Source organism: Streptomyces sp. NPDC014006 (assembly GCF_043088925.1).
In the GTDB taxonomy this organism is placed as follows: domain Bacteria; phylum Actinomycetota; class Actinomycetes; order Streptomycetales; family Streptomycetaceae; genus Streptomyces.
In genome coordinates this window covers 113,309-130,147 of the sequence record NZ_JBICAJ010000011.1, presented here as the reverse complement: position 1 = coordinate 130,147, position 16,839 = coordinate 113,309, and the positions used below count along the sequence as shown (strand labels likewise).

Here is a 16,839-nt window from a genome sequence, read left to right as displayed (position 1 = left end):
GAGGTCGTCGTGGAGACTCCGGGGTCGCAGTCGTCGCTGCACCGAGCCAACCTGGAGCGGGTCGTACGCGCCGTTCGGCTGGCGGGATCGCTCACCCAGGCGGAGATCGCGAGGACCACGGGCCTGTCCGCGGCTACGGTCTCCAACATCGTCCGGGAACTCAAGGACGGCGGGACGGTCGACGTCACGCCCACCTCGGCGGGTGGCCGCAGGGCCCGCAGCGTGAGCCTCAGCGGAGACGCGGGCATCGTTGTCGGCGTCGACTTCGGGCACACCCACCTGCGCGTCGCCGTGGGCAACCTCGCCCACCAGGTGCTCGCCGAGGAGTCCGAGCCGCTGGACGTCGACGCCTCCTCCGCGCAGGGCCTGGACCGGGCCGAGGAGCTCGTGAATCGCCTGATCGCAGCAACGGGGGTCGACCGGTCCAAAGTCGCCGGCGTGGGCCTTGGCGTACCGGGTCCGATCGACGTCGAATCCGGCACCCTGGGGTCCACCGCGATCCTCCCCGGCTGGACCGGCACCAAGCCCGCCGAGGAGCTCAAAGAGCGCCTGGGCGTGCCCGTGTACGTGGACAACGACGCCAACCTCGGCGCCCTCGGCGAGCTGGTCTGGGGCAGCGGCCGGGGCGTGCGCGACCTGGCGTACATCAAGGTCGCCAGCGGTGTCGGCGCCGGTCTGGTGATCGACGGCAAGATCTACCGCGGCCCGGGTGGCACTGCGGGAGAAATAGGACATATTACTCTTGATGAATCCGGACCGGTCTGCCGCTGCGGGAACCGTGGCTGCCTGGAGACCTTCACGGCCGCGCGCTATGTGCTGCCGCTGCTCCAGTCCAGTCACGGCACCGACCTGACCATGGAAGGCGTCGTACGGCTGGCCAAGGACGGGGATCCGGGCTGTCGTCGGGTGATCGCCGACGTCGGCCGCCATATCGGCAGTGGAGTGGCCAATCTCTGCAACTTGCTGAATCCGAGCCGGGTGGTCCTGGGCGGTGATCTCGCCGAGGCCGGTGAGCTTGTGCTCGGGCCGATCAGGGAGTCCGTCGGCCGCTACGCCATCCCCAGCGCGGCGCGCCAACTGTCCGTTCTCCCGGGGGCACTTGGGGGCCGTGCGGAGGTGCTCGGAGCACTCGCGCTCGCACTCAGCGAGATGGGTGATTCGACACTTTTGGACGGCGCGCCGACTACGGCCGTGCCTGCCTTCACTTAGAGAACGGATGGCACCGTTGCCATCTCGTTAAGGATTTACTTCTTGACGTCGTACGTGTGGCCGAGTTGACTTCCAGCCACCTCGGCCGCAACGACGCGGCCTCGTCAGGGAGGTTTTTCGAAGTGAACACGCGTATGCGTCGTGCCGCCGTAGCCGTTGCCGCTGGTGCGATGGCCGTTTCGCTCGCCGCCTGCGGCAGCGCGAAGGAGTCCGGCGGCAGCAAGACCGAGTCGTCCGGTTCCGCCGCCGCCAAGGGCGACAACATCAAGATCGGTCTGCTCCTGCCGGAGAACAAGACCGCTCGTTACGAGAAGTTCGACCGGCCCCTGATCGAGAAGAAGATCAAGGAGCTGACGGGTGGCAAGGCGACCATCCAGTACAACAACGCCCGCCAGGACGCCAACCTCCAGGCCCAGCAGGTCGACACCATGATCACCAACAAGGTGGACGTGCTGATCCTGGACGCGGTCGACGCCAAGGCCATCCAGAACTCCGTCAAGAAGGCCACCGACGCCGGCATCAAGGTCGTCGCCTACGACCGCCTCGCCGAGGGCCCGATCAGCGGCTACACCTCGTTCGACAACGAGGAGGTCGGCAGGACCCAGGGCAACGCCCTCATCAAGGCGCTGGGCAACAAGGCGACCAAGGCGTCCAAGGTCGTCATGATCAACGGCTCGGTCACCGACCCGAACGCCGCCCAGTTCAAGAAGGGCGCGCACTCCGCCCTCGACCCCAAGGTGACTATCGCCAAGGAGTACGACACCAAGGAGTGGTCGCCGGACAACGCCAACTCCGAGATGGAGGCGGCGATCTCCGCGGTCGGCAAGGACAACATCGCGGGCGTCTACTCCGCCAACGACGGCATGGCCGGCGGTATCATCACCGCCCTCAAGGCCGCGGGTGTGAAGGTCCCGGTCACCGGCCAGGACGCCGAGCTGGCGGGCGTGCAGCGCATCGTCACCGGCGACCAGTACATGAGCGTCTACAAGCCGTACGCGCCGGAGGCCGACGCCGCCGCCGCGATGGCCGTCGCGCTCGCCAAGGGCCAGTCCCTGAGCTCCGTCGCCAAGGACAAGGTCTCCAGCGGCAGCGCCAAGGACGTTCCGTCCGTCCTGGTCCCGGTCACCTCGCTGACCCAGGCCAACATCAAGGACACTGTCGTCAAGGACGGCATCTACACCATCGACGAGATCTGCACCGCCAAGTACAAGGCGGCCTGCGACAAGATCGGTCTGAAGTAAGCCGCGGCCGTCCGTGTCCGCCGGCCGCCCCGAGCGGTCCCGGCGTACCCGGACCGGCCCCCACAAGCAGCACCCGCTGCTTCCCCGCTCCTCCGGCGCCCCGCGCATCGGACAGCCCCGCAAGCTCAGTGGCGGGGCGCCGGACGGAACACCCCCCAAGAAAACTCTTCTGCACAACCCTTCCGCCGGGTCAGGCGGCGAAGGAGATGGTTCACGTGTCCGCTACGCCCGTGCTGGCGTTGCGCGGGGTCTCCAAGCGGTTCGGTGCCGTTCAGGCGCTCACCGACGTAGAGCTTGAGGTCCACGCCGGTGAAGTGGTCGCCCTGGTGGGCGACAACGGCGCCGGAAAGTCCACGCTGGTCAAGACGATCGCCGGCGTGCACCCGATCGATGAGGGCGTCATCGAATGGGAGGGCAGGGCGGTCTCGATCAGCAGGCCGCACGACGCCCAGTCCCTGGGCATCGCGACGGTCTACCAGGACCTCGCGCTGTGCGACAACATCGATGTCGTCGGCAACCTTTTCCTCGGCCGTGAGCTGAGGAAGTGGGGCATCCTCGACGAGGTCGAGATGGAGCGGCGCTCCCAGGAGCTGCTGCGCACCCTCTCGATCCGCATACCCAGCGTCCGGATCCCGATCGCCTCGCTCTCCGGCGGTCAGCGCCAGACCGTGGCCATCGCGCGTTCCATGCTCGGCGAGCCCAAGCTGGTCATCCTCGACGAGCCCACCGCCGCCCTCGGCGTCGAGCAGACCGCACAGGTGCTCGACCTGGTGGAGCGGCTGCGGGAGCGCGGGCACGCCGTCATCCTCATCAGCCACAACATGGCCGACGTCAAGGCCGTCGCCGACAAGGTCGCGGTCCTGCGTCTCGGCCGTAACAACGGTGTCTTCGAGGTCAAGACGACCTCGCAGGAAGAGATCATCTCCGCCATCACCGGCGCCACCGACAACGCAGTGACCCGCCGTGCGGCCCGCACGACCAGCACGACCGGGGAGGTTTCCAAGTGAGCATCGACAAGACCTCCACGACCGCGCAGGACGAGCAGGTCGTGAACCCCGAGGCAGCCGCAGGCGCCGACGTCGCCGTCGACCCCCGCCTCCTCGTCCGTGAGCAGGGTCTCGCGGGCTACCTGGGTGAGTTCAAGCGCAAGCTGAAGGCGGGCGAGCTGGGCTCCATGCCCGTCATCCTCGGCCTGATCATCATCTGCGTCGTCTTCCAGAGCCTGAACTCCGAGTTCCTGTCCGCGCAGAACCTCAGTGACATCACCGTCACGATGGTCGGCACCGGCATGATCTCGGTCGGCATCGTGTTCGTGCTGCTGCTGGGCGAGATCGACCTTGCGGTCGGCTCGGTCAGTGGCGCGGCCAGCGCCATCGCAGCCGTCCTGGCGGTCAACCAGGGCTGGCCCGAGTGGGCGGCCGTGGCCGTCGCGGTCGTCGCCGGCTGCGCGATCGGCGCCCTGCACGGCTTCTTCTTCGCCGTCCTCGGCGCACCCGCGTTCGCCGTCACCCTGGCCGGCCTGCTGTTCTGGCTCGGCTTCATGCTGAAGATCCTCGGTGAGAACGGCACGATCAACCTCGACAGCGAGGGCCTGATCGGCAAACTGACCACGTACTTCTTCACCGACACGGCCGCCGCGTACGGGCTGGCCGCCGTGGTCGTGGTCGTGTTCTTCCTCACCTCCTTCCTCGGCAACCGGCGCCGCGAGGCCGTCGGCATCCCGTCGCGGCCGATGAGCGACACCGTGCTGCGCACGATCCTGCTCGCGGTGATCTCCTTCGCCGCGGCCTACATGTACAACCAGTACAAGGGCCTGCCGCTGGCCACGGTGATCTTCCTCGTGTTCCTGATCGGCACGGACTTCCTGCTGCGCCGTACCACCTACGGCCGCAAGGTGTTCGCGCTCGGCGGCAGCGTGGAGGCCTCCCGGCGTGCGGGCATCAACGTCACCGCCGTACGGATGTCCGTGTTCGCGATCTCCGGTGGGTTCGCGGCGATCGGCGGCCTGTTCCTGGCGTCGAAGATCGCCTCCGCCAACCAGAGCGCCGGTACCGGTGACCTGCTGATGAACGCGATCGCCGCGGCGGTCATCGGTGGTACGTCGCTGTTCGGCGGGCGTGGGCGCACGTGGAACGCGCTGCTCGGTGTGCTGGTGATCGTGTCCATCCAGTACGGGCTGCAGCTGGAGTCCATCGCGGAGCCGGTGAAGTACATGATCACGGCGGCGGTGCTGCTGACCACGGTCGTCATCGACTCCGTCACCCGTAAGACGCAGAAGACCGCGGGGCGTGCGTAGCGCTTCGCGTTCAGCGCCGTAGGGGTGCGGATGTGGGCCGGGTGCGGGTAGTCCGTGGCTGGTCCCGCAGTTCCCCGCACTCCTGAGTAGGTCCAGTCGCCCGGCACCTGACAGGTGCCGGGCGACTGTCGTGTCATGGGGCCGGACATCGTTTCCGTGGGCGGAACATTAGACTCGACAAGCCCGGCAATTGCTCGATCAGCTCTACTGCAAGGAGGCACGGGTGCCGCTGCTGACCCGCATCAGGGGACCGCGCGATCTGGACCGGCTCAGCCTGGAGGAGCTGGACCAGCTGGCCGGGGAGATCCGGACCTTCCTCGTCGAGGCGGTCTCCAAGACCGGCGGCCACCTCGGTCCGAACCTCGGCGTGGTGGAGCTGACCATCGCCCTGCACCGCGTCTTCGAATCGCCGAAGGACAAGGTGCTGTGGGACACCGGCCACCAGTCCTACGTGCACAAGCTGCTCACCGGCCGCCAGGACTTCTCCAAGCTGAAGATGAAGGGCGGCCTGTCGGGCTACCCGTCGCAGGCCGAGTCCGAGCACGACGTCATCGAGAACAGCCACGCCTCCACGGTGCTCGGCTGGGCCGACGGCATCGCCAAGGCCAACCAGCTGCTCAAGCGGGACAGCCACGTCGCCGCCGTCATCGGTGACGGTGCGCTGACCGGCGGCATGGCCTGGGAGGCGCTGAACAACATCGCCGACGCCAAGGACCGCCCCCTCGTCATCGTCGTCAACGACAACGAGCGCTCCTACGCGCCGACCATCGGCGGCCTCGCGAACCACCTCGCGACCCTTCGCACCACCGACGGCTACGAGCGCTTCCTGGCCCGCACCAAGGACCTCCTGGAGCGCACTCCGGTCGTCGGCCGCCCCCTCTACGACACGCTGCACGGCGCGAAGAAGGGGCTGAAGGACTTCATCACCCCGCAGGGCATGTTCGAGGACCTCGGCCTGAAGTACGTCGGCCCGATCGACGGCCACGACATCGAGGCGCTGGAGTCCGCGCTGGCCCGCGCCAAGCGGTTCGGCGGCCCGGTGATCGTGCACTGCCTCACCGAGAAGGGCCGCGGCTACCAGCCCGCCCTGCAGGACGAGGCCGACCGCTTCCACGCCGTCGGCAAGATCCACCCGGACACGGGCCTGCCGATCGCCACCTCCGGCGCCGACTGGACGTCCGTCTTCGGCGACGAGATGGTCAAGCTCGGCAAGGAGCGCAAGGACATCGTCGCCATCACGGCCGCGATGCTCCAGCCGGTCGGCCTGGACCGGTTCGCCAAGGCGTTCCCGGAGCGGGTCTACGACGTCGGCATCGCCGAGCAGCACGGCGCCGTCTCCGCGGCCGGCCTCGCCCACGGCGGGCTGCACCCGGTCTTCGCGGTGTACGCCACCTTCCTCAACCGCGCCTTCGACCAGGTGCTGATGGACGTGGCCCTGCACCGGTGCGGGGTGACGTTCGTGCTGGACCGGGCCGGAGTCACCGGCACCGACGGCGCCTCGCACAACGGCATGTGGGACATGTCGATCCTCCAGGTCGTGCCCGGCCTGCGGCTGGCCGCGCCGCGCGACGCCGACCAGGTCCGCGCCCAGCTGCGGGAAGCCGTCGAGGTCAAGGACGCGCCGACCGTGGTGCGCTTCTCCAAGGGCGCCGTCGGCCCCGCCGTACCGGCCGTGGGCCGGGTCGGCGGCATGGACGTGCTGCGCGAGCCGGGCACCGAACGCCCGGACGTGCTGCTGGTGTCCGTGGGCGCGCTGGCCCCGATGTGCCTGGAGGTCGCCGACCTGCTGGACAAGCAGGGCATCTCCACCACCGTCGTCGACCCGCGCTGGGTGAAGCCGGTCGACGAGGCGATGGCCCCGCTCGCCGAGCGGCACCGGGTCGTGGTCACCGTCGAGGACAACAGCCGCGTCGGCGGCGTCGGCTCCGCGATCGCGCAGGCTCTGCGCGACGCGGGCGTGGACGTGCCGCTGCGCGACTTCGGCATCCCGCCGCGCTTCCTCGACCACGCCTCCCGCGCCGAGGTCCTCGCCGAGATCGGGCTGACCGCGCCGGACATCGCACGCCAGGTCACGGGCCTGGTCTCGAAGCTCGACGGCCGCTTCGAGCGGAGCGCCGCGGAGATCGAGCCGGCCCGCGACTGATCCCCGACGTGCCGGAATGGGCCGGTTGCGCCACTGTGAAGAGTGGTGCGACCGGCCCGTTCGCGTGATGAGGCCCACGGTGGGGCATACGCACCACACCCCCTCTCGACCCTGTCGAGGACGACACAGCGTGGGAGGTCACCGTGAGCAACACCCTCTTCAGGACGAAGAAGGTCGAGCAGTCGATCGCCGACACCGAGGAACCCGAGCACGCGCTCAAGAAATCCCTGTCCGCGCTGGACCTGACCGTCTTCGGCGTCGGTGTGATCATCGGCACCGGCATCTTCGTGCTCACCGGAACGGTCGCCAAGAACAACGCGGGTCCGGCCACGGCGCTCGCCTTCGTCGTGGCCGGCGTCGTCTGCGCCCTGGCCGCGCTGTGCTACGCCGAGTTCGCCTCCACGGTCCCGGTCGCCGGATCGGCGTACACCTTCTCGTACGCCTCCCTGGGCGAATTCCCCGCCTGGATCATCGGCTGGGACCTGGTCCTGGAGTTCGCCCTCGGCACGGCGGTGGTCGCCGTCGGCTGGTCCGGCTACGTCGCCTCGCTGCTGGACAACGCGGGGTGGCATCTGCCCGCGGCGCTGGGCACGCGGGACGGGGCCCACGGCTTCGGCTTCGACATCCTCGCGGCAGCGCTCGTCCTCGTCCTCACCGGCATCCTCGTGGTCGGCACCAAGCTCTCCGCGCGCGTGACCTCGGTCGTCGTCGCGATCAAGGTGACGGTCGTCCTCGTCGTCATCATCGCGGGCGCCTTCCTGGTCAAGGGCGACAACTACCACCCCTTCATCCCCCCGCAGAAGCCGGTGGAGGCGGGCGGCGACCTGAAATCGCCGCTGATCCAGCTGATCTTCGGCTGGGCGCCGTCCAACTTCGGCGTGATGGGCATCTTCACCGCGGCCTCCGTCGTCTTCTTCGCCTTCATCGGCTTCGACGTCGTCGCCACGGCCGCCGAGGAGACCAGGAACCCGCAGCGCGACATGCCCCGCGGCATCCTCGGCTCGCTGTTCATCTGCACGGCGCTCTACGTCGCCGTGTCGATCGTCGTCACCGGTATGGAGCACTACACCAAGCTGTCCATCACCGCGCCGCTCGCCGACGCCTTCAAGTCCACCGGGCACCCTTGGTTCGCGGGCCTGATCAGTTTCGGCGCCGCGGTCGGCCTGACCACGGTCTGCATGATCCTGCTGCTCGGGCAGACCCGGGTCTTCTTCGCGATGAGCCGCGACGGACTGCTGCCGCGCTTCTTCTCGCACGTCCATCCGCGCTTCAGGACCCCGCACCGGCCGACCATCCTGCTCGGCGTGCTCATCGCGATCCTCGCCGGCTTCACCCCGCTGAGCGAACTGGCCGAGCTGGTCAACATCGGCACGCTGTTCGCGTTCGTGGTGGTCGCGATCGGTGTGATCCTCCTGCGGCGCTCCCGGCCCGAGCTGCACCGCGCCTTCCGCACCCCGTGGGTGCCCGTGATCCCGATCCTGTCGGTGTGCGCCTCGCTGTGGCTGATGCTCAACCTGCCGGCCGAGACATGGGTCCGCTTCGGCGTCTGGATGGCGATCGGCTTCGTCGTCTACTTCCTGTACGGCCGCGGCCACAGCCGCCTGGGCCGGGCCCAACGGGCCGCGGCGGGCCAGGCGTCCGGACCCGGCACCGGCACCAGGCCGTGACCACCGCCGCGTCACGCGCGGGGGCGGGGGAGGGACGGACATCCCGGGCACGGGGCGTTCCGACCCCGTGCCCGGGGCCGTGCGGCCCGCGCCCGTGCCTCGCCGGCCGCTGCCCGTGCCTCGCCAGTGGCTGCCGCCCGCGCCTCGCCGGCGGCTCAGTCGCGTACCGCCCGTGGCCCGGTGACCTCCGCGCCCAGTTCCATGACCCGGCGGCGCAGCTCGCGGTCGGCGGTGATGACCAGGCAGCGGCGGCCCGTGGCGCGGGCGACCAGGTCGACCATGTGGTCGTCGCCGTTGCCGGGGGCGTCCTCGACATGGACGCCGGGCACGGAGGCCACGCCGCGGGCGGCGCCCTCGACGACGAGGACGATGTCCACGGCGCCGCCGTCGCCGTCGTATCCGGCAAGCCCTCGTGCCGCCAGCCGGTCCCGCAGCCGCTCGGCGGCCCCGCGCCGGTCCCGCCACCAGCCGTCGGGCACCGACCCGACGACGTTGGCGCCGTCGACGATCACGAGCAGGGGGGTGCTGTCGTCCATGGGGTCAGCCTCGCACGGCGTCCGCGGCCCGCTCACGCGGCTCTCACGGAGCGCGGCGGGTTCGCGGGCGTATGGCCGGCAGCCCTGGGGGAACGTCTGAGCGAACTGCATATGATGTCCCCGTCTCAAGTTCCCCAGTGCCGGATGCGGCGGGATTCAGGAAGGTTCACCAGGCCATGCGGAGAAAGCCGACCGGTCCCGCGGGCGCCGCCGGCTCGGTCGAGGCGCGGACGCGCAACGCGTCCGGCGCGGCCCATGGAAGCTGGCTCACGCTCGGCAAGGACGGCCGGCTCACGCTGTACGCCCCCGCGGACGGCGGACTCCTGCGGTGGACCGAAACCGCAGTCGGCGGCCCCGACTGGGGCGACGCGCACTTCGTCGCAGCGCCGGGGCTCACCGACCTGACGGTGGTACAGGGTGCGGACGCCTATGTGCACCTGCTCGGTCGGAGGGAGCGGGCCGGCGCCGACGGCGCGCGGACCGTGGACGTCGTGCACGCCATCCAGTACCAGACCGGGCTCGCCGTCACCGACTGGCGTTCGCTCGGCAATCCGCACGCGGACCGGGAACTGGGGCGTGAACTGGGCCCACCGCTGGGAGCGGTCGCCATGGACGGCATCGTGCACGTCTTCGTGCGCGGTGCGCTCGGCGGGTTGATGCTGCGTCGGGAAGCCCCGAACGGCAAGTGGCGGGCCTGGGAAGACCTGCAGGGGAGCGGCATCGACGCGCTGCCGGCGCCGATCGCCCTGAGCGGAGGCCGGCTGGAGGTGTGCGCCGCCGCCGAAACGGGGCTTTTGGTCTGGCGACAGACGGCGCCGGGCGGCGACTTCACGGGACCACGCGGCTTCTCGCTGCGCCCCGCGCCGGGCACGGTCGCCGCCTTGGAGACCGGACCGGACCGCGCCACGTTCTTCTGGACGGACGCCGACAACGGCGCCGCCGCGGCCTGGCGGATCGGTCACTGGCCGACCGCGCTCGGCGCGTCCTCGGCCCAGCGGCCCTACGCCACCCTGCGCACCCGACTGGATGGTCACGACTGGGTCGTTCTCGCCTATCGGGACCGGGACGGCTCCGCCGTGTTCGGCATCGGCGCCACGGAGAACGAGGCCGGCGGGTTCTGGTGGTACGCGCTGGGAGAGTCGTGCGAGGGCGCGCCCGCCCTGGCCCGCGACGGCCGCGGGCGCGTGGTGATGGCGCTGATCGGCACCGACGGTGTACCGAAGGTGGCCCGCCAGGAGGAGGGGACGGGGCTCAGCCTCACCCGATGGCGCCGGCTGTGATTCGCCGGGCCCGCAGCGGGGAGCGCTGAGCCCGCACCTGGGGACAGGGCTCAACCGCCCTTCGCGGGCGACTTCTTCGCGCTCTCGGGAATGTCGTCGTCGGTGCGGATCGCCTTCCAGAGCTGCGACGCCTGCGGCTCAGCGGCCACCACCCGGTTCGGGTCGACCTTGTCGTACGCGACCGGCAGCATGATCGTCTCCATGTCGGCCGGGTCGACGCCGTTCATGCTGCGGCCGAACTCCGCCAGCTTGGTGAGCGAGGCCAGGTCGGAGTCGGTGGTGAGCGCCGCGGTGAGTTCGTTCGCGATCTTGTACGTCTTGGTGGGGCTGCCGAGCAGGTCCTGCTTCTTGATCTCGGACAGCAGGGCCAGCATGAACTGCTGCTGGAGACCGATACGCCCCAGGTCGCTGCCGTCGCCGATGCCGTGCCGGGTGCGGACGAACTGCAACGACTGCGTCCCGTCCAGCCGATGGGTGCCCGCGGTCAGGTTCAGGCCGCTGGAGGAGTCGTGAATGTCCTGGTCGACGGTGACGGTCACACCGCCGATGGCGTCCACCAGGCCCTTGAAGCCGGCGAAGTCGATCTCGACGTAGTGGTCCATGCGGACCCCGGAGAGGGATTCCACCGTCTTGACGACGCAGGCCGGACCCGCCAGCGAATAGATGGAGTTGAACATCACACGCTTCGCGGAGGCCACCTCGGTGCCGTCCGTCTTCGTGCACGCGGGCCGGGTGACGAGGGTGTCGCGCGGGATGCTCACGGCGACGGCTCGCGTGCGGCCCTGCGGTATGTGCATCACCAGCGCGGTGTCGGAACGGGCCCCGGCCACGTTGCCCGTACCGAGAGAGGCGTTCGCGCCGGCGCGTGAGTCGGAGCCCAGGATCAGGATGTTCTGTCCGGAGGTGGGCAGTTTGGCGGGTCGGTCGTCACCGATCGCCTTGTCGATGTCGACGCCCTTGATGTTCCCGTCGAGGTCCCGGTAGAGCCAGTAACCGGTACCGCCTGCGGCCAGCAGGACGACGACGAGGGACAGCAACACGATGCGGCCCCAGCGCCGCTTGCCGCCCTGTTGCCGACGCCGACCGCCGTTCGCCGGGGACCGGCGGGCACGCCTGGACTCGCTGGTGGCGCTGTGCGTCATCGCCTTGGGTTCCTCTCCTCACGGGCTCCGCCGCGGCGGAGGGTTCGGGCCCGGGTGGGGGAGGCCGGCCCACTGATCTGTCAAGCGGTGACAGAACTATAGGCAAGGGGTCGCCGCGTCTTGGGGGGTGGGTGACCGTATAGCGAGATGCGAATGAACCCCGCATTAATAGTTCTTGACCACTCGTAAGTGTGACATAAGATGTAGCGAAGCTGTGAATCTTGGTAGAGGGGGATTTGCCCAGGTCGCAGCGGCGGTTCTGCCGTACTGGCCGGGAGGCCGCGAGGGCGCGCCGCAGTGCGGGGGCAGGCGTCCGCATGGGTACCGGTTGGCGTCCCCGTGGGGGGGATTTGGGCAGGAGTTGAAGTTGGCGGTTCAGCCGCGTCTGAGTGTTGTCGTTCCCTTCCAGAACGTCGAGGCGTATCTCGCCGAGTGCCTGGAGTCGATCGCTCGCCAGTCCTTCGGGGACTTCGAGGTGATCCTCGTGGACGACGGGTCCACCGACGGATCGATCCGCATCGCGGCCGACTACTGTGCCGCCGACCCCCGCTTCAAGCTCATCCGCCAGCACGCGCACGGTCCCGGCCACGCCCGCAACACCGGTCTGCGCTCGCTGCATCCGAGGGGCGAGTTCCTCGCCTTCATCGACGGCGACGACGTCATCCCCGAATACGCCTATGAGCTTCTGATACGAACCCTGGAGGAGTCCGACGCGGACTTCGTCTCCGGCAACGTGCAGATGATGAACTCCGAGAAGAAGTGGCAGTCACCGCTGCACAAGGGTCCGATGCAGAAGAACCGGCGCGGTACCCACATCACCAGGTTCGACGCACTGATCTACGACCGCACCGTGTGGAACAAGATGTTCCGGCGGCCCTTCTGGGACCGGAACTTCATCCAGTTCCCCGAGGGAGTCATGTACGAGGACTCCTGGGTCAACATGTACGCGCACTTCCGCGCGGCCAAGGTCGACGTCATCACCGACGTGATCTATTACTGGCGCCGCCGGGAGGGTGGTGCCGCCCCCTCCATCACCCAGCGGTACACCGAACTGTCCAACCTCCATGACCGCGTCGTCGCCGTCCAGACCGTCAGCCGCTTCCTCGCCGAGCACCGTTCGCGCCAGTACCAGGATGCCAAGCGCAAGTACGACCTCGCCTGCCTGAAGTCGGACCTGATGCAGCATCTGAAGGTGCTGCCCGACGCCGACGAGGAGTACCAGCGGGCCTTCATGCAGTGGTCCAACCTCTTCCTCGACGAGGCCGACGTCAGCATCATCGACGAACTGCCCGCCGAGGCCCGGGTCAAGTGGCTTCTGGTGCGTGAGGGCCGGCTGCCGGAGCTCATCGACGTCATCGAGTTCGAGCGCCGCGGCGGACCCATACCCGTCCAGCGACGCTTCCGCCGCTACCTCAACTACCCCTACCTCGGCGACCGGGAGGTCGGCCTCGATAAGAAGGCCTACCGCCTGGACAAGGAACTCTCCCTGCACGGCTCTTTGACCGGGGCCCGCTGGAACGCCGACTCGGACCTGCTGACGCTCACCGGAACCGCCTACGTGCGGTTCATCAACGTGCACAAGCGGCACATGTCGGTCAAGGCGCTCGCCCTGCGGAACAAGAAGCAGGGGCGGATGGTGGTCATGCCGGCGAAGACCACCTACGCGCCGCAGGCCACGGAGCACTCGAACCAGAGCCGCTACTGCTACGACTGGGCCGGCTTCGAGGTCCGGATCGACACGACCAGGCTGAAGAAGAAGGGGCAGTGGGCCGAGGGCACCTGGGACGTCGCGGCGGGCGTCCTCAGCCGCGGGCTGTTCCGCTACAAGGGCATCGGCCGCGGGAGCGCCGGGAGCGCCGCCAACCCGCCGTACCGGTACGTCGACAAGAACACCCGCATCCTCCCCGTCTTCCTCCAGGGATCCCTCAAGCTGCGCGTGGAGATCGTGCGCTGCAGGATCACCGGTCACCGCCTCGTCGGCGACCACCTTGAGGTGCGCGGTGTGTACCTCGGCCCCAAGGTGCCTGAGTGGGGCAAGCTCCGGGTCACCAGCATGGTCGGTGCCGGGCGTCATGACGCCCGCGTCCACTTCAGGCCCGGCGGCGAGGGGTGGTGCACCTTCACGGCGAAGGTCCCCGTGCGGGTGCTCGTCCCCAAGTTCCGGGCGACGGCCCAGGACGGGGTGGAGATACCGCAGTCCTGGAACATGGGCAGCAACGGCTGGAAGACCACCTTCCATGTCGAGGGCCGCAAGGCGGCCATCTATCCGGTCGTGGCGGAAGACACCCCGGACGGGTACTACCGGGTGCCCGCGGCGCTCCAGACCCGCCAGGGCGACCGGGAAGTCGTGGTCCACCGCAACGGCTCCGGCTACCTGGTGGTCTTCGAGCGCGCGACCCTGCCGACGGCGACACAGGTGAGCTGGCGGGAGGACGGCTCGCTGGAGGTCCACGGACGGTACCGGGCGGCCGACTGTCTCACCCCGGAGCAGTACCGGGCCGCACACCTGGTGGTGCGCTCACGTGCGCACGGCGCGGAACGCGCCGTGCGGCTCACCTGGGACGGCAACCGGTTCCACGGCGTGCTGGCCCCCGCGGCCATGCGGACGCTCGCCGGGGACATCCCGCTCGCCGCCGGCCGCTGGGACTTCTTCCTGCGCCGCCAGGACCTCTCGGCGGTCGCACGCGAGGACCGTCTCGACGATCTGATGGTCAAGCTCGACCAGGACGTCATCGCCGCCTTCCCCCAGGAGTACGGGCGCGACGACCGCCTTTACGAACTCCAGGCGGAAGCCTGGGACCGGCTCTCCCTGCTGGTCCACTCGGCCATGCCCGACCACGCCCGCGGTCCCTACCGGCAGAAGACGCTGCGCACCAAGGCGTACCCGGCGGCCCGGCGCCAGAAGGTGCGCCCCGCCGTGCTCTTCGACGCCTTCAAGGGCACCCAGTACTCCGACAGCCCGCGGGCCCTGCACGAGGAACTGGTACGGCGCGGCGCCGACCTCGAACACCTGTGGGTGGTGCGCGACGACCAGGTCCAGGTGCCGCCCACGGCCAAGCCGGTGCGCATGTGGTCCCCGGAGTGGTACGACGCCCTCGCCACCAGCCGGTACGTCGTCGCCAACAACCACCTGCCCGACTGGTTCCAGAAGCGGGAGGGCCAGATCGTCGTACAGACGTGGCACGGCACGCCGCTGAAGAAGATCGGCCACGACATCGAGGCGATCCACTTCGCGGACCAGCGCTACCTGGAACGGGTCGAGAAGGAGGTGCAGAACTGGGACATGCTGGTCTCGCCCAACAGCTTCTCCACGCCGATCCTGCGACGCGCCTTCGGCTTCCCGGGTGAGATGGTGGAGTCCGGTTACCCCCGCAACGACATCCTGCGCCGGCCCGGAACGGCCGAGCGGGAAGAGGCCATCCGGCGGCGCATCGGCCTGCCGGAGGGCAAGCGCGTCGTGATGTACGCGCCCACCTGGCGCGACGACCAGTTCTACGCCCCCGGCAAGTACAAGCTCGACTTCCGTATCGACCTGGACGACGCGCGCGCCCGCCTGGGAGCCGACCACGTGCTGCTGGTGCGCCGGCACCCCAACGTGGTCGACCCGGTGCCGGGCGCCGGTGACGGATTCGTCTTCGACGTCTCCGACTACCCGGACATGGCCGATCTGTCCCTGATCACCGACGTGATGATCACGGACTACTCGTCGCTGATGTTCGACTACGTCAACACCGGGCGACCCATCCTCTTCTTCACCTACGACCTGGATCACTACCGCGACACCCTGCGCGGCTTCTACTTCGACTTCGCGGAAAGCGCTCCCGGCCCCCTGGTGTACACCTCGCAGGAACTGGTGACCGCCATCCGTGAGGTCGACCGTATCCAGCAGACCTACGCCGAGCGCTACGCCTGGTTCCAGCGCGAGTTCTGCGACCTGGACGACGGCTACGCCTCGGCACGGCTCGCCGACCGGATGCTGGTCGCCGGCGGTGACCTCGCCCCCGAGGGCGCCCAGGCTCCGGCTGTCGGAACCGTCGGCACCCGGCACGTCGGCCGTCCGGTGACGCCGCTTGCCCGGACCACTCCGCAGTGGTTCTCCCCGCAGCGATCGCCCGCGCCCGGCTACGGGGAAGAACCAGGCCACGGGGAGGACCGCCACCGGCTGATGGACGTGCTGCCGGGCCAGCCCAGCCGGGGCGAGGCGGCGGTGCGCATACCCGCACCGCCGCAGCAGGCACGTCGGCAGCCGATGCCGGCCGGATTCCAGGAGCTGACCGGTCTCGAAGGGCCCGGCGAGCACCACCCCCCGACGCGGTCGTACGACGGCAGGGCCGTCGAGGGCGTGATCGTGTGACGTCCACGACCGGTTCCACGGGCTGGTGGCCACGCAGCGGTCACCCGGGCGAGATCTCAGGCGGTGCGCACCTCGACGAGGAGCGCGGAGTGGTCCGAGGCGCTGGTGTCGTACACCTGGCACCGGGTCCGGGGAAATCCGGTGAACAGGTAGTCGAGCTTGTGCCCGGAGCGATGCGTCGCCCGCCCCGACCGCGCGGTGGGGGAGGCCTGGTCGCACTCCCGGTGCACGGTGTAGGGACCGGGCGGCCACACCCACGTGGACGGGTTGCCGGAGCCCGGCGGACGGACGTTCAGGTCACCGCCGTAGACCGTGCGCCGCTGGGGCACCGCGGTCACCAGGGCTTTCAGCTGGTCGTCGCGCAGCTCCCAGCGGGGGTGGGCGCGATCGCTGCCCGCCGGGCTGAGATGTGCGGTGCACAGCCGGACGGCCCGCGCGGTGAGCGAGGCGCACAGGATGCCGCGCCGCAGGCCCACGGAAGGCTGCTGAGCCGGGACGGTGCCGACGGCGGAGAGCGGGAACGCCGAGAGGATGGCCAACCCGGCAGCGCCCTGGTCCGGCTCGGCGCACCGTACGGTGCTGACGCGGCCGGACCGGTCACCCCAGGCGTAGGAGTGGAAGGCCGTGTGCCACCTGTCGCCGAGTTCTGCGCGCACCGCCTCCACGTCGGCGGCGCAGGCCTCCTGCAGGAAGACCACCTGCGCCCCGCCGGCGTGGACGAGCAGTTCCACCTGGGCCTTCTTGGCCTGACGGCTGCCGGTGCCGGCGCAGCCCCACTGCCGTACCCCGCACATGTTCCAGGTCGCGACCGTGAGGCTGCCGCCCGACGCGGCGGAGGGGGTGGGGCCGGCGGTCTGCAGCAGGGCCGCGGCGGTGGCGAGTCCCAGCAGTACCGCCAGCGCGGCGAGGATGCGCCGACCGCGTCGTCCGGGGCGCCGGGACACGGCCCGCAGGACGGTCGGAAACATCAG

At 69.6% G+C, this 16,839-nt stretch carries 11 protein-coding genes; 8 read left to right on the top strand and 3 right to left on the bottom strand.

Annotated elements, in window-relative coordinates; all coding sequences use genetic code 11:
* The first annotated feature begins 9 nt into the window (after positions 1-9).
* The 6 genes from ACF1GV_RS31910 (at position 10) to ACF1GV_RS31885 (ending at position 8,556) form a co-directional block, all read left to right on the top strand.
* Positions 10-1,209: an ROK family transcriptional regulator gene (locus ACF1GV_RS31910; protein WP_391687626.1), complete on the top strand. Its 1,200-nt coding sequence runs from the start codon at positions 10-12 to the stop codon at positions 1,207-1,209.
* 134 nt (positions 1,210-1,343) lie between these two features.
* Positions 1,344-2,450 carry a substrate-binding domain-containing protein gene (locus ACF1GV_RS31905; protein ID WP_391688020.1) on the top strand — a complete coding sequence of 369 codons (1,107 nt, stop codon included), beginning with the start codon at positions 1,344-1,346 and terminating at the stop codon, positions 2,448-2,450.
* Positions 2,451-2,656: 206 nt separating this feature from the next.
* On the top strand, positions 2,657-3,457 hold the full coding sequence (locus tag ACF1GV_RS31900; RefSeq protein WP_363262242.1) for an ATP-binding cassette domain-containing protein: 801 nt from the start codon (positions 2,657-2,659) through the stop codon (positions 3,455-3,457).
* Positions 3,454-4,746: a sugar ABC transporter permease gene (locus tag ACF1GV_RS31895; RefSeq protein WP_391687622.1), complete on the top strand. Its 1,293-nt coding sequence runs from the start codon at positions 3,454-3,456 to the stop codon at positions 4,744-4,746. Before ACF1GV_RS31900 ends, ACF1GV_RS31895 begins: the two co-directional genes overlap by 4 nt.
* Before the next feature lie 223 nt (positions 4,747-4,969).
* Positions 4,970-6,889 carry a 1-deoxy-D-xylulose-5-phosphate synthase gene (gene dxs / locus ACF1GV_RS31890; protein ID WP_391687619.1) on the top strand — a complete coding sequence of 640 codons (1,920 nt, stop codon included), beginning with the start codon at positions 4,970-4,972 and terminating at the stop codon, positions 6,887-6,889.
* A 143-nt stretch (positions 6,890-7,032) separates the two neighbouring features.
* The gene (locus ACF1GV_RS31885; protein WP_391687616.1) at positions 7,033-8,556 is read left to right on the top strand and encodes an amino acid permease; all 1,524 of its coding nucleotides are present in this window, start codon (positions 7,033-7,035) and stop codon (positions 8,554-8,556) included.
* A gap of 155 nt (positions 8,557-8,711) precedes the next feature.
* On the opposite strand, the gene ACF1GV_RS31880 is transcribed toward ACF1GV_RS31885, so the two are convergent.
* Positions 8,712-9,092 carry an NTP pyrophosphohydrolase gene (locus ACF1GV_RS31880; RefSeq protein ID WP_391687613.1) on the bottom strand — a complete coding sequence of 127 codons (381 nt, stop codon included), beginning with the start codon at positions 9,090-9,092 and terminating at the stop codon, positions 8,712-8,714.
* A gap of 176 nt (positions 9,093-9,268) precedes the next feature.
* On the opposite strand from ACF1GV_RS31880, the gene ACF1GV_RS31875 reads away from it, so the two are divergent.
* Complete coding sequence (locus ACF1GV_RS31875; RefSeq protein ID WP_391687611.1) at positions 9,269-10,372, top strand: hypothetical protein; 1,104 nt, start codon at positions 9,269-9,271, stop codon at positions 10,370-10,372.
* Positions 10,373-10,422: 50 nt separating this feature from the next.
* Here the strand turns inward: ACF1GV_RS31875 and ACF1GV_RS31870 are convergent, their stop codons facing one another.
* On the bottom strand, positions 10,423-11,514 hold the full coding sequence (locus ACF1GV_RS31870; protein ID WP_391687608.1) for an LCP family protein: 1,092 nt from the start codon (positions 11,512-11,514) through the stop codon (positions 10,423-10,425).
* 367 nt (positions 11,515-11,881) lie between these two features.
* Here ACF1GV_RS31870 and ACF1GV_RS31865 point away from each other — a divergent pair, with 367 nt between their 5' ends.
* A complete protein-coding gene (locus ACF1GV_RS31865; RefSeq protein WP_391687605.1) occupies positions 11,882-15,868 on the top strand; it encodes a CDP-glycerol glycerophosphotransferase family protein in 3,987 nt (1,328 codons plus the stop codon).
* 56 nt (positions 15,869-15,924) lie between these two features.
* On the opposite strand, the gene ACF1GV_RS31860 is transcribed toward ACF1GV_RS31865, so the two are convergent.
* Entirely contained in the window at positions 15,925-16,836 is a 912-nt protein-coding gene (locus ACF1GV_RS31860) for an endonuclease/exonuclease/phosphatase family protein (protein WP_391687602.1), read from the bottom strand.
* Positions 16,837-16,839: the final 3 nt, after the last annotated feature.

What these genes read in the sequence shown, in the direction of transcription:
- ACF1GV_RS31905 (WP_391688020.1), top strand. Translation starts at nt 1,344, where the DNA reads ATGCGTCGTGCCGCCGTAGCCGTTGCCGCTGGTGCGATGGCCGTTTCG.
- ACF1GV_RS31900 (WP_363262242.1), top strand. Translation starts at nt 2,657, where the DNA reads ATGGTTCACGTGTCCGCTACGCCCGTGCTGGCGTTGCGCGGGGTCTCC.
- ACF1GV_RS31860 (WP_391687602.1), bottom strand. Translation starts at nt 16,836, where the DNA reads ATGTTTCCGACCGTCCTGCGGGCCGTGTCCCGGCGCCCCGGACGACGC.
- ACF1GV_RS31870 (WP_391687608.1), bottom strand. Translation starts at nt 11,514, where the DNA reads ATGACGCACAGCGCCACCAGCGAGTCCAGGCGTGCCCGCCGGTCCCCG.
- ACF1GV_RS31875 (WP_391687611.1), top strand. Translation starts at nt 9,269, where the DNA reads ATGCGGAGAAAGCCGACCGGTCCCGCGGGCGCCGCCGGCTCGGTCGAG.
- ACF1GV_RS31880 (WP_391687613.1), bottom strand. Translation starts at nt 9,092, where the DNA reads ATGGACGACAGCACCCCCCTGCTCGTGATCGTCGACGGCGCCAACGTC.